We start from the raw sequence: 12,212 nt of genomic DNA, 5'->3' as shown, positions 1-12,212 counted from the left end.
GATTGTCAACAATCCGAACAGGAGTTTTTCGTGGCCCAGCTCTCCCCCCAGTTGAAGCAGGCGACCCCGGTGGTCGCCACTCATGGTGAAGGCGTATACCTCTACGACGACGCCGGCAACCGCCACCTGGATTTCACCGCCGGGATCGGCGTGACCTCCACCGGGCACTGCCACCCTAAGGTGGTAGCCGCCGCCCAGGAGCAGGTCGGGACTTTGATTCACGGCCAGTACACCACCATCATGCATAAGCCGCTGCAGCAGCTCACCGCCAGGTTGGGCGAAGTGCTGCCCAGCGGCCTGGACTCGCTGTTCTTCGCCAACTCGGGCTCCGAGGCGGCTGAGGCGGCGCTGCGCCTGGTCCGGCAGGCCACCGGGCGCCCAAATATTGTGGTCTTCCAGGGCGGGTTCCACGGGCGGACTGTCGCTGCAGCCTCCCTGACCACCTCCGGCACCAAGTTCCGGGCCGGGTTCTCCCCTCTGATGGGCGGCGTCGTGGTCTCCCCCTTCCCCAATCCCTCGCACTACCGGGCCTATGGCTGGGATGCTGAGCAGGCCACGGACTTCGCGCTGCGCGAGCTGGACCTTGTGCTGCAGACCCAGTCCAATCCTGCCGACACCGCCGCCTTCCTGGTGGAGCCGGTACTCGGCGAGGGCGGCTATATCCCCGGCACTGAGCGATTCTTCGCCGGACTGCGCGAGCGGGCGGATGAGCACGGGATTCTGCTGGTTGTCGATGAGGTGCAGACCGGTTTCGGACGCACCGGGAGGTTCTGGGGCCAGGAGCACTTCGGGCTGAAGCCTGATGTGCAGATGTTCGCCAAGGGCATCGCCTCCGGGTTCCCGATCTCCGGTATCGCAGCCTCCCAAGAGGTCATGGCCAAGGCCTGGCCCGGGTCCCAGGGCGGCACCTACGGGGCCAATGCTGTGGCCTGCGCGGCCGCCCTGGCCACCCTTGATGTCATCAAGGAGGAAGGTCTGGTGGCCAACTCTGCCGCCCGCGGCGAGCAGTTGAAAGCAGGCCTGCAGCGGATCGGGCAGAGGCACAGCCAGGTCATTGATGTGCACGGGCTGGGCCTGATGGTCAGTGTGGAGTTCGCCGATTCTGCCGGGAATCCGGACGGTGCTGCGGCCGCTGCGGTGCACAAGAAGGCCGCCGAGAACGGGCTGCTGCTGCTGACCAACGGTATGTACGGTCAGAATGTCCGGTTCATCCCAGCCCTGGTGGTCACCGAGGCCCAGGTGGATGATGCCCTGAGCATCTGGGAAAAGACCCTGGACGCTGTACTGGGCTGAGCACCGCGAGTGGCCGCGGAGCACTCCCCGTTTCTGCAGTGACCCCACAACAGGTTACTATTGCAAATCTAAGCAAACGCACGAGAAGGGGAGAGACCACATGGCACATGCCACCACCACTCAGGGAATCAGGGGCTGCGCAGCGCTGAGCCTCGCAGCACTGCTGCTGGCCGGCTGCTCCGCCGGGGAGGAACGGCCCGCCGAGCCGGTGCACACCACGGGCACCGCCGAGGCTGCACCCCCGGAGGGCTCTGGAGAGGACACCACCGAGGAGCCTGACCCCGTTGAGACTGAGCAGTCCGGGGATGACCAGGCCGAGGATGATGACCAGGATCCTGCCGAAGATCCTGCCGAAGAGGATCCCCAGGATGAGACTGTCTCCGGTGACCTTGAGTGGTCCCTGGATGAGCCGCTGGACTCCGTGGGGCTGCGCGATGCCCTGCTGGAGGATGGCGAGTATGCCGACTCCGAGGTCCAGGAGTTCCCGGAGGGCTTTCTGCTCCAGGAGCCGATCAGCACCCACGGGGACATCTCCGGTGATGGCCTGCCGTTCAGCAAGAGTCTGACGCTTCCGGGATGGGTCCTGGAGGATGAATGCTCTGCGGCCATGGACGCGATCGACTCCATTGAGGTCACGGCCACCCATGCCCTGGAGGCCACCGTCTCGGACGGGGAGCACGATGTGCAGATCATGATCGTGGCCACCCCTGATGAGCACGAGCTCTTCCGGCCCTATTACCAGGAGCTTTCGGATGCCTGCGATGGCTATGTGGATCCGGACGGCGACCTGATCGAGGTCCCCACCACCTCCTCAGCCGAAGGAGTTCATATCAGCCTGGAGGTCTACGGCGAGCCTCAGCCGACCTTCCATATGGCCGGCTACAGCTTCGGGCACAATCATGTGCTGCTGCTGAATGAATCGGGCATCGACGATGAGGTCTTCGATGAGATCCTCGGCGCCCAGGTGCAGAAGCTCCACGAGCAGGTCCAGTGAGAAGGCCCTGGAGCCCGCTGCTCCCGCGCTGAGTCACGGGCCGGGGGTCTCCGGCGGCTGAATCCAGCGGCGGTAGATCTTCTCAGCCGCCCAGAGGAACAGGGGCACGGACCAGATTACGGTGAACAGCCGCACTATATGGGCACCGATGACCACGGCGCCGTCGTACCCCAGAGCCACCGCAGCGGCAACCATCTCAGCCACCCCGCCGGGCATCAGCGAGAAGACTGACTCGGCCGGCTCCAGCAGCCCCAGGGCGGCGAAGAGCCAGCCGAAGGCCAGTCCTGCCCCAAGCACCACCACCACCGCGAGGGTGCCCGGTGCCACGATCCTGGCGAAGTGCCGGAAGATCTCCGGGCCGATGCTGGCCCCGATGGCCGCACCGATCACCAGCTGGGCCAATAGGGCGACGACGCCGGGAACCTCCACTGCCAACCCGAAGCTCAGGTTCACAGCGGCCGCACCGACCAGTCCCCCGGTCAGCGGCCACAGCGGCAGCTTGGCCCAGCGGAAGAGCAGAGCGGCGAGAACCGAGCCGGCCATCACTGCTACGAGCAACAGGGTGCCCATCAGGTCAGCACCCACAGCAGGATGGGCAGCAGGATCAGCACCAGGGTGAACAGCCGCACGGCATGCACGGTGAGCACCACTGTTGTCTCAGCGCCGCGATCCATGGCCATGGCCATCACCTCGCCGAGCCCGCCTGGGATGACCGCGAAGGCTGCGGTGGCCGGATCCACGCCATAGCGCGACATCAACAGGGTCACCAGCCCCAGGTTGAGCCCGCTGATCAGCAGATAGGCCCCCGCCACCGGCAGCGCGATCAGTGCCGTGGAGGTAAGGGACTCAACGGTGAGCAGGACCCCGGTGACGAATCCCATGGTCACCAAACCAGCCTGGCGCAGGGGCACCGGAACCTCGGCCGGCTTCCACCGGGCTCGCCACCGTTGGTTGACCACAGCGGCCCCGATAATGGAGCCCAGCAGCATGCCGGCGGGTACGCCCAGCACCTCGAAGAGTGTGCCCACTGACGCTGCCCCAGCGAACAGCCGGGCCAGGCCCCAGAGGTTCTGTGGGCGCTTCGTTACCAGATCCTTTGGGTGAGCTTGGGGTACTTGGGGGAGAGGTTATCGCCGGAGGACTTCCGGGTTACCCGCCGCTTGACCCAAGGGTAGAGATAGTCCTTGGTCCAGGTGACCTCGCCGATGAACTTCTCCGGCAGTGAGGTCACCGGCGGTTCCTCCAGCTCCGGCTCCTCTATGCTGTCTTTCTCGCCCAATACGGACAGCACTTCCTTGGCCATCCAGATGTGACCTTCGATGCTCAGGTGCATCCGGTCCGGATCCCACAGCCGCCAGTCCTGGAATCGCTTCATATGCCAGAAGTCCACCAGGCCCAGCTGAAGGTCATCGACCATTTTGCGCACGTGCTCGTTATAAATGGCGGTGCGCCCGCGAGTAGCCCGGAACATGGGGGCCTTGCCGGAGTCGAACCCGGTGAAGACCACCACCTGTGCGCCGCTGTCGACCAGCTTCTCCAGGGCCCAGCGGTAGCGCTCCATCATCCCGTCCAGATTGACCACCGGGCGCAGAATGTCATTGCCGCCGGCGTAGATGGTCACCAAGGTGGGCGCCAGGGCCAGTGCCGCATCAAGCTGCTCGTCGAGCACCTGCTGGAGCTTCCTGCCCCGGATCGCCAGATTTGCGTAGCCCCAGGAGCCGCCGTTCTCGATCAGTTGCGCGGCCACTCGGTCGGCCCAACCGCGGACGCCGTTCGGGCTGGAAGGGTCGATATCCCCGACTCCTTCGGTGAAGGAGTCCCCTAGTGCTACGTAGCGCTTCTCGAAGGGCCCGTTCAGCTCATCACGTGCTGCCATATTTCCAGCCTACATGTCATACCCTTAGCTCTTCAGCGGGTTGGCCCCGGGAGGCTGCTCCTCGGGGGCGATGGGGCCGGGTGCGGTGCCTTCGCCGAAGGGTGAGCCGCCCAGAGAATCACGGCCGTGCTCGCTCAGCCAGGAGTCAAGATCAGGACCCACGGGCACGATCTGGGTGGGGTTGATGTCCTCGTGCACCACGTAGTAGTGGGCCTTGATCTGGTCAAAGTCCACAGTGTCGCCGAAGCCCGGGGTCTGGAACAGATCACGGGCGTAGCCCCAGAGGTTCGGGAACTCAGTAAGCTTCTGCCGGTTGCATTTGAAGTGCCCGTGGTACACCGGGTCAAACCGCACCAGAGTGGTGAACAGGCGCACATCTGCCTCGGTGATGTGATCCCCCATCAGGTAGCGCTGGCCGGCCAGCCGCTCCTCGGCCCAGTCCAGGGCGGCGAAGAGACGGTCATAGGCCTCCTGGTAGGCCCGCTGTGAGCCGGCGAACCCGGCCCGGTAGACCCCGTTGTTGATCTCTGTGAAGATCCGTTTGATCACCGGCAGCATGTCATCGATCAGCCCCTCCGGGATCAGATCCGGGGCCCCCTCGCGGTGGAAGGCCTTCCACTGGGTGGAGAAGTCGAAGGTCAGCTGCGGGTAGTTATTGGTCACCACTGCCCCGGAGGGCACGTCCACCAGAGCAGGCACGGTGATCCCGCGTGGGTAGTCGGGGAACCGGGCGAAGTAGTTCTCCTGCAGCCGTTCGGAGCCCAGCACCGGGTCGCGCCCGTCCTCAGTGAGGTCGAAGGTCCAGGAACGGGCATCGTGCACCGGCCCCGGGGCCGCCAGTGAGATCACATCCTCCAGACCCAGCAGACGCCGGACAATGATGGAGCGATGGGCCCAGGGGCAGGCGCGGGCGGCCACCAGCCGGTACCGGCCGGGTTCCACCGGCCAGGCCTGAGCACCTTCGGTGAGGCCTTGGATGCGAGGGTCACCGATGCTGAAGGATTCTTCCGTGGGAGCCTCCTGCGCTGCCTGTAGGTCAGCGACCACGCGGTCTTCGATGTAGTTGGTGTCGCGGGTGAACTCCTCGCCTGTGACATAGGCGCCCTTGGTGGAGTACTCAGTCTCTGCGGTCTTCTTCGGCTCGCTCATGATCAGCTCTTTCCGGTATGGGGACCTCGTCACCCACCAGACTATGCGCCAGGCCCCGGCGTAGGCTAGGTGCCATGAGGACCACACCGCTGCCCACCGACGTGCAGCAGATCACCTGCGATAATCCCTCCCCGATGACCCTGGAGGGCACCAATACCTACTTGGTCGGTGACCCGCAGGCTGCGGAGGTCGTCGTCGTCGATCCAGGCCCTGAGGGCCACCCTGAGCACATCCGGGCGATCCTGGAGACGGCAGGTCAGCGCACTGTCACCCAGATCCTGGTGACCCACCGGCACCGCGATCACCTGGGGGCCGCTAAACAGCTCTCGGCACGGACCGGCGCCCCGGTGCGCGGGGCAGACCCGGGGGTATGCCTGCCTGGGGGCGAGGGCACAGTGCTTCCGCTCCGCGAAGGGGAGAGCATCGCCGCCGCAGGCAGCTCCCTCACTGTGCTGCACACTCCCGGGCACACCTCAGACTCGGTGTGCTTCTGGCTTCCGCAGGCGCAGGCGGTGCTCACCGGGGATACGGTGCTGGGGCGCGGGACCACTATGCTCGACTATCCCGATGGCACGCTCACCGATTATCTGGACTCGCTGCACCGGCTGGCAGAGTACCGCGATGCCCTGCTGCTGCCCGCCCACGGACCGGTCCATGAGCGGCTCGGTCCAGTGGTGGAGCAGTACATTGAGCACCGCCAGCAGAGGCTGGAGCAGGTGCGCGGTCTGCTGGCTGAGCACGGCCCGATGAATGCCGAGGAACTGGGCCGGCATATCTACGGCGAGCGCAGCGAGCTGGACCCCAGGATCATCAGCATGATCGCTGCCGCGCAGCTGGATTACCTTCGGCACTCCTAGCGCCAGCGCTGCACGGTCATTCCGCCGGCCTCCGGGGCAATTTCGTAGCGAAACTGTGGGAACTCACGCTTCTGCGGGCGAAGTTCCCGCAGTTTCGCTACACGATCCTGGACTGGGACTCAGGTCGCTGCCTCAGCACAGCTCAGAACGGCCGGATGATGTAGGGCTGCTCGGCCCAGCGGATCTCCTGGACCTCGATGCCCTGGGCGTTGAGCTCATCCACCAGGGCTGAGGCTGCTCGGCGCAGGCGTTCGAAGGCGTCGGGACTGGACTCCCCCACTGGTCCGGCGGCGTAGAAGGTGACCTGCAGCAGCCGGCGCCCGAAGCTGTCAGTCCCGGTGCTGTGCACCACCGCCAGCTGCCCATCGGTGACCCCGGTCATCGGTGACCCGTCCACATCCTCGCGGAAGTAGTCCATGAACCCGGTGAGCTCCTCCAAGGCCTGCTCCACCGCCTCTATGTCCGCAGCGTAGACCGTGGCTTCCAGGGGTGCCCACTGATCGGAGCGCAGCCGGCGCCCGCCGAAGAGCTCCGGTCCCCATTCTCCGCGTCTGCTCCACCGCATCGGCTGGCTCCTTCCTGCTGGCACACCATGCTGGACTTGGGCTGAACGTTTTTCCCCTGACCGGGCAACGCTGGGTTCTACGATATCTCTCATGGGAACTCATACAGCAGTGATCACCGGTTCTACCGCGGGCATCGGAGCTTCTTTCGCCCGGCAGCTGGCTTCCCAGGGCTATGACCTGGTACTGGCTGCCCGCACGGAGGAGCGCCTGGCGGCCCAGTCAGAGGCGCTGGAAGCTCAATACGGGATCCGCGCGGAGACCATCGCTGCAGATCTGACTACTGACGATGGCGTGGGAGCGGTGCAGGAGCGGCTGACTGATCCAGCGCATCCGGTGCATCTGCTGGTCAATAATGCGGGGCACGGACTGGCCGGCAGCTTTTTGGACAATGACTTGGACGATGAGCGGGACCTGCTGCGCCTCCATGTGCAGACCCCTATGGAGCTGACCCATACCGCAGCGCGGGCGATGGCCGCTCAGCGGGCCGGCCGGATCATCAATGTGGCCTCCGTCGCCGGGTTCACCCCCACCGGAACCTATTCGGCGGCCAAGGCCTGGGTGGTGAACTTCTCCAAGGCGATGCATGCTCAGCTGAAGCCCGAGGGCATCACGGTCACCGCTCTGTGCCCGGGTCTGGTGCGCACCGAGTTCCACGAGCGCTCCGGGATCAGCGTCACCGGTGCCAAGAGGTGGATGTGGCTGGACCCTGAGGATGTGGTGCGCCAGGGGCTGACTGCCAATGCGCAGGGCGCCGCGGTCTGTGTGCCCAGCGCTCAGTACCGTGCGCTGACGGCCTCACTGAGGTTCATCCCGGACCCGGTGGTGCAGTGGGCGGCCGATAAGCGGATGGGCGTGCCCAGCACCGGCAGTGACTAGACCAGAACGTCGATAATCAACCGGGGACCGTTGGGATGTTCCCAGACGGATACCCGGAACTCGCGCTCGGCATCCAAGCCGATGTAGTAGTTGGCCGAACCGTGATGGACGAATGTGGTGGCCACATCGGTGAACATGGTGTTCTGGGGGTCGTTCCACTCCCGCAGCTCCAGTTGGCCCTGCTCCTGGCCTGCGTTGCCGGGGACCAGTCCCACCACCCCTACATAGAGAATGGCCTCAGCCTCGAGCTCCATGGGGAATCCGGAACCGGGCTCCACGGCCTCGTCCACGTACTCCGCGCTCCAGCCGGGAGCCCCCTCCCCCACGTGGTCGAACACGATCCGGTGGTAGCCCTCGTGGACCCCTGCACGCACCTCGCCCAGCAGCAGCTCGGAGTCCTCGGGAACCTCAGTGAGCAGATCGGGGAATCCCCGTGAGCGTTGAGGCTCAGCGGAGAACTCGGTGACGTCGAGGACGTCATTATCAGCCTCCGGCTCCTCGGCTGCCTCCTCGCCCTCTGCTTGATCCTGGTCCTCAGGTGCGCCGGTGTCCCGAGGCTGGCCGGTCTCGTGCTCAACGCTCTGCTCCGGATCCGGCTCATCCTCGTTCTGCTCGGTCAGGCTCTGCGGATCATCTGCTCCGGCCTCTGCGCTCTCCCCCTCGGGGTCCAGGGTGCCCGGCTCATCGGCGGGCTCATCCAGCGGCGGCTGCTCCTCGGCGGTGGCGGTACCGTGCTCAACGGGCTCATCAGCTGTACCCTGGCAGCCGGCAAGCAGCAGGACAGCTATGCCCAGCGCGGCGGGCAGTGCTGCGGTTTCAGGGATGGGGGATGCACGGCGCACCGGTACTCACCTCACAGACAAGCTCTAGCTGGTGTTCCTGGTATTCCGTCTGCCTACGGTAATAGGTTGCTCTCCAGTGTGACAGCTGGGTTGAAGGTTGTTCCCAGTTCGCAACTCAAGTGTTGCCCGGCTGTGATCTGCCCCAGCTCCGGTCCCGTGCCCGCGGTACCGCTCACTGGAACCGGGCGGCCACAGCCTCCCCGTGCGCGGGCAGGTCCTCGGCCTGGGCCAGGGCCTGCACATGCCCGGCCACCTGAGAGAGCCCGTCCCGGCCATAGCGGACCACTTGTTGGGAGCGCAGGAAACTGGTCACATTCAGCCCCGAGGAGTACCGGGCGGCACCCCCAGTGGGCAGCACATGGTTGGACCCGGCGCAGTAGTCGCCCAGGGAGACCGGAGTGTAGTGACCCAGGAACACGGCTCCGGCGTTGTGAATCCGGTCTGCGTAGGCGGCGTCGTCCTCGGTCATGATCTCCAGGTGCTCGGCACCGTACTCATTGGCCACCTCCACTGCGGTGTCCATGGAGTCCACCACAAGTGCGGCCGACTGGCGGCCAGCCAACGACTGCTTGACTCGGTCCAGGTGCCGGGTGATGGCCGCCCGCTCCTCCACCTGGGAGATGACACGCTCAGCCAGCTCCGCGGAGTCGGTCACCAGCACGGCTGCGGCCAGCTCATCGTGCTCGGCCTGGCTGACCAGATCGGCGGCGATGAGATTGGCCGGGGCGGTGGAGTCGGCCAGCACCATGATCTCGGTGGGGCCGGCCTCAGCATCGATGCCCACTATGCCCTGCACTGCTCGTTTGGCGGTGGCCACATAGATATTGCCGGGCCCGGTGATCAAGGAGACCGGAGGTACGACGACGCCCGAGTCATCCCGGACACCGTAGGCGAACATCCCCACCGCCTGGGCACCCCCAACCGCATAGACCTCCTCGACACCCAGCAGCTGGGCTGCTGCCAGAATCGTGGGGTGCGGCCAGCCGCCGTGCTCCTTCTGCGGGGGGGAGGAGATGGCCAGCTGAGCCACGCCGGCCACCTGTGCGGGCACCACGTTCATCACCACAGAAGAGGGGTAGACTGCCTGCCCACCGGGCACGTACAGGCCCACCCGCTGCACCGGAACCCACCGGTTGGTGATCTTGGCATCCGGTCCGGGAGACACCACGGAGGCCGCGGGCAGTTGGGCATTGTGCACCTCCCGGGCACGCAGGATCAAAGCGTCCAAGGCATCCCGAACCACCGGATCGAGCTGCTCCAGAGCCTGTTCCAGCACCTGGGCGGGTACCCGCAGAGAAGGTGGGCGGACGGCGTCGTACTTCTCTGAGAGATCCAGCAGCGCGGACTCACCGCCAGTGCGCACCTGCTCCAAAAGAGGGGCCACAGTATCGAGGGTGGCTGAAATGTCCTGGTCAGCCCGGGGCAGGATGGCTGCGATATCAACGTCGCGGCCGCGCAGATCGGTGAGAGTGAGCATAGGCCCATTGTTCCCCCTGAGCTGGGCGTGCCACAATTTCGGCCATGATGAGCTTCCCCTCCACCCCCTTGACCATGCTTTCAGCCGATGATCCCGCAGAGGGAATCACCACCGATGTGGAGGAGTTTGTCCCTCAAGAGTTCGAGGAGCTGATATCCGGGGCCGGGCCGCTGATCGGCATCCTGGTAGGGGTGGGCATCTCGGCGCTGGTGGCCCTGGCCGCCACCCTGGTGACCTCCACAGTGCTCAAGCAGTTCTTCCGGCGGCGACCCACCGTGAAGCGGAGGATCAACCGTACCCGGACCCCCTTCTTCTGCATCCTGCTCTTTGCCGGCTCGGCGCTGACTGTCCGCTACGCAGTGGAGGATCAGTGGTGGGACGGGCCGGTGTATGTGGGGCTGCTGATCGCTGTGATCATCTCGGTGGCTTGGTGGGCGCTGCGCGTGGTCAAGATTGTGGAGGCGGTGATCCTGGCCAAGTACATCGGCGAGGAACAGCCCGGAGTGGAGGACCGGCGTGGCCGGCGCGTTCAGACCCAGATGGATCTGATCGGCCGGATCCTGGCGGCGATCATCATCACCCTGGCCGTAGCGGCGGTGCTGCTGCTCAACGAGAGTGTCCGCGGGTTGGGCGCCGGGCTGCTGGCCTCAGCCGGTGTGGTCTCGGTGGTGGCAGGCCTGGCCATGCAGTCCACGCTGGCCAATCTCTTCGCCGGGATTCAACTGGCCTTCACCGATTCGATCCGGGTCGGCGATGTGGTGGTCATCGAGGAGAACTTCGCCACCGTGGAGGAGATCACGCTCTCTACTGTGGTGCTGAAGTCCTGGGACGGCCGCCGGTTCATCTATCCCAGCGCCTATTTTGTCTCCACCCCCTTCGAGAACTGGACCCGGGTGGGCACCGAGCTGCTGGGTGCTGTGGAGCTGGATGTGGATTGGCGGGTACCGATGGATGCGCTGCGCGGGCGGCTCAGGCGGCTGCTGTCCACCACTGATCTCTGGGACGGTGAGACCTCCAACCTGCAGGTCACTGACGCAGTGCAGGGGCATGTGACGGTCCGGGTGGTGGTCTCGGCCCGCAACTCCGGGGAGCTGTGGGACCTGCGCTGCCTGATCCGGGAGGACCTGGTGAACTTCCTTCGTGCTGAGCATCCCTATGCGGTGATGACCCAGCGCATGCTCATCACCAAGGAGGAGGCCCTGGGCGGGCGACCGGAATCGGTGCCCACCGGCCAGCTGGGAGTGGTCCCGGAGGACGACGACGCCGGCTCACCACTGACCGCCGCCACCCCCTCGGAAGCTACTGATGCTGAAGGCTCAGTCGAGGAGGGCTTGTTCACCGGGTCGATCGACGCCGTGGAGCGAAACCGTGAGTTCGCCGGCCCCGGGGAGGATGCCTACCGGGAGCGCAAGGATCGCCAAGCGGAATGAGATTGCCTGCCCTCGCAGGCACCGGCCGGTGCCCGGGAGCGGGAAACAAGGGGGAGACAGGGCACCTGCTGCGGCAGCCCCGTCGCCCCCTGTTTTCGGCACGCGGCAGGACCGCATACCCGCCCCGGCGCCGCTCAGGCGGGGGTGATGTACTGGGCCCTGACCCAGCCGGTGAACCCGTCGTACTGCGCCTTGAGCCAGCCGCCGGTGCGCTCGCCGGTGGTCAGTACTGCCCCGCGCGGGATCTGTGCCAGGCGCTCTGCACTGGAGCTGGGCTCCTCCCGCAGCGGCACTGAGTAGGTAGCCAGCCCTTGGCTGTCAGGCGAAGCGGCGGCCGGTCCGGCAGGGCCCGAGCCGCCGGAGCCATGAACCTCGTAGTAGCTGTCCCCGTAGCCGCCCGGGTTTCCGGAGAGTCCCAGCTGCCGTGAGCAGGAGGGCCAGGCACCCCAACCCTGACGCTGCCACAGTTGGTAGGCGCGTTCGATCTGCTCCTGCTTAGAGGCCTGGTGGGGCAAGCCGGAGCCGCCCACCCAGCGCCATGAGGATTCTGAGAACTGCAGTCCGCCGTAGTAGCCGTTTCCGGTGTTGATGGACCAGTTACCAGAGGACTCACACTGGGCCAGACGGTCCCAGGCCTGACTGTAGGGGCCCTGGGCGCTCTGCCGGTGCTGGCCGCTGCTGGGCCCGGTCCGCCCGCTGCTGCTCCCAGAGTTCGAGGAGCCGGAGGAGCCAGAAGATCCCGAGCTGGAAGACCCAGAGCCGGAGGAGCCGGATGGTGAGGAACCCGAACCGGAGGAGCCGGAGTTGGATGACCCGGAGGAGGAGCCCGAACCGGAGACCGACTGCACAAAG

Annotated in this window: 13 protein-coding genes; 5 read left to right on the top strand and 8 right to left on the bottom strand. The window is 65.8% G+C overall.

The window, feature by feature from the left end; genetic code table 11:
• Window positions 1-30 precede the first annotated feature (30 nt).
• Together GNZ21_RS11270 and GNZ21_RS11265 are read left to right on the top strand one after the other, a co-directional pair.
• The gene (locus GNZ21_RS11270) at window positions 31-1,293 is read left to right on the top strand and encodes an aspartate aminotransferase family protein (protein WP_188503690.1); all 1,263 of its coding nucleotides are present in this window, start codon (window positions 31-33) and stop codon (window positions 1,291-1,293) included.
• Between the two features lie 100 nt (window positions 1,294-1,393).
• Window positions 1,394-2,287 carry a hypothetical protein gene (locus GNZ21_RS11265; protein ID WP_157324392.1) on the top strand — a complete coding sequence of 298 codons (894 nt, stop codon included), beginning with the start codon at window positions 1,394-1,396 and terminating at the stop codon, window positions 2,285-2,287.
• A 33-nt stretch (window positions 2,288-2,320) separates the two neighbouring features.
• On the opposite strand, the gene GNZ21_RS11260 is transcribed toward GNZ21_RS11265, so the two are convergent.
• Genes GNZ21_RS11260 through GNZ21_RS11245 form a run of 4 tightly spaced genes read right to left on the bottom strand, consistent with a single transcriptional unit; the run spans window position 2,321 to window position 5,312 of the window.
• On the bottom strand, window positions 2,321-2,857 hold the full coding sequence (locus tag GNZ21_RS11260) for an AbrB family transcriptional regulator (protein WP_157324390.1): 537 nt from the start codon (window positions 2,855-2,857) through the stop codon (window positions 2,321-2,323).
• On the bottom strand, window positions 2,857-3,378 hold the full coding sequence (locus GNZ21_RS11255) for an AbrB family transcriptional regulator (RefSeq protein WP_157324478.1): 522 nt from the start codon (window positions 3,376-3,378) through the stop codon (window positions 2,857-2,859). Before GNZ21_RS11255 ends, GNZ21_RS11260 begins: the two co-directional genes overlap by 1 nt.
• Complete coding sequence (locus GNZ21_RS11250) at window positions 3,372-4,163, bottom strand: SGNH/GDSL hydrolase family protein (RefSeq protein WP_157324388.1); 792 nt, start codon at window positions 4,161-4,163, stop codon at window positions 3,372-3,374. Before GNZ21_RS11250 ends, GNZ21_RS11255 begins: the two co-directional genes overlap by 7 nt.
• Window positions 4,164-4,187: 24 nt before the next feature.
• Window positions 4,188-5,312 carry a glutathione S-transferase family protein gene (locus GNZ21_RS11245; protein WP_157324386.1) on the bottom strand — a complete coding sequence of 375 codons (1,125 nt, stop codon included), beginning with the start codon at window positions 5,310-5,312 and terminating at the stop codon, window positions 4,188-4,190.
• A 74-nt stretch (window positions 5,313-5,386) separates the two neighbouring features.
• On the opposite strand from GNZ21_RS11245, the gene GNZ21_RS11240 reads away from it, so the two are divergent.
• On the top strand, window positions 5,387-6,169 hold the full coding sequence (locus GNZ21_RS11240; protein ID WP_157324379.1) for an MBL fold metallo-hydrolase: 783 nt from the start codon (window positions 5,387-5,389) through the stop codon (window positions 6,167-6,169).
• 142 nt (window positions 6,170-6,311) lie between these two features.
• On the opposite strand, the gene GNZ21_RS11235 is transcribed toward GNZ21_RS11240, so the two are convergent.
• A complete protein-coding gene (locus tag GNZ21_RS11235; RefSeq protein ID WP_157324377.1) occupies window positions 6,312-6,734 on the bottom strand; it encodes a hypothetical protein in 423 nt (140 codons plus the stop codon).
• 91 nt (window positions 6,735-6,825) lie between these two features.
• Between GNZ21_RS11235 and GNZ21_RS11230 the strand changes: the two genes are divergently transcribed.
• Window positions 6,826-7,611, top strand: coding sequence for an SDR family NAD(P)-dependent oxidoreductase (locus GNZ21_RS11230; protein ID WP_157324376.1), 786 nt, complete (start codon window positions 6,826-6,828; stop codon window positions 7,609-7,611).
• On the opposite strand, the gene GNZ21_RS11225 is transcribed toward GNZ21_RS11230, so the two are convergent.
• Both GNZ21_RS11225 and hisD read right to left on the bottom strand, forming a co-directional pair.
• Entirely contained in the window at window positions 7,608-8,453 is an 846-nt protein-coding gene (locus GNZ21_RS11225; protein ID WP_157324374.1) for an AMIN-like domain-containing (lipo)protein, read from the bottom strand. The genes GNZ21_RS11230 and GNZ21_RS11225 overlap by 4 nt on opposite strands.
• A 172-nt stretch (window positions 8,454-8,625) precedes the next feature.
• A complete protein-coding gene (hisD, locus tag GNZ21_RS11220) occupies window positions 8,626-9,930 on the bottom strand; it encodes a histidinol dehydrogenase (RefSeq protein ID WP_157324372.1) in 1,305 nt (434 codons plus the stop codon).
• 44 nt (window positions 9,931-9,974) lie between these two features.
• On the opposite strand from hisD, the gene GNZ21_RS11215 reads away from it, so the two are divergent.
• Entirely contained in the window at window positions 9,975-11,360 is a 1,386-nt protein-coding gene (locus tag GNZ21_RS11215; protein WP_157324370.1) for a mechanosensitive ion channel family protein, read from the top strand.
• A gap of 134 nt (window positions 11,361-11,494) precedes the next feature.
• Here GNZ21_RS11215 and GNZ21_RS11210 read toward each other — a convergent pair.
• Window positions 11,495-12,212: transglycosylase family protein (locus GNZ21_RS11210; protein WP_157324368.1), on the bottom strand; the 718-nt coding region annotated here is incomplete at its 5' end.

Origin of the sequence: Nesterenkonia alkaliphila, assembly GCF_009758175.1 — a bacterium.
Lineage (GTDB): Bacteria > Actinomycetota > Actinomycetes > Actinomycetales > Micrococcaceae > Nesterenkonia > Nesterenkonia alkaliphila.
Note: the sequence above shows the minus strand (reverse complement) of the source record. Positions and strands in the feature narration are given on the sequence as shown.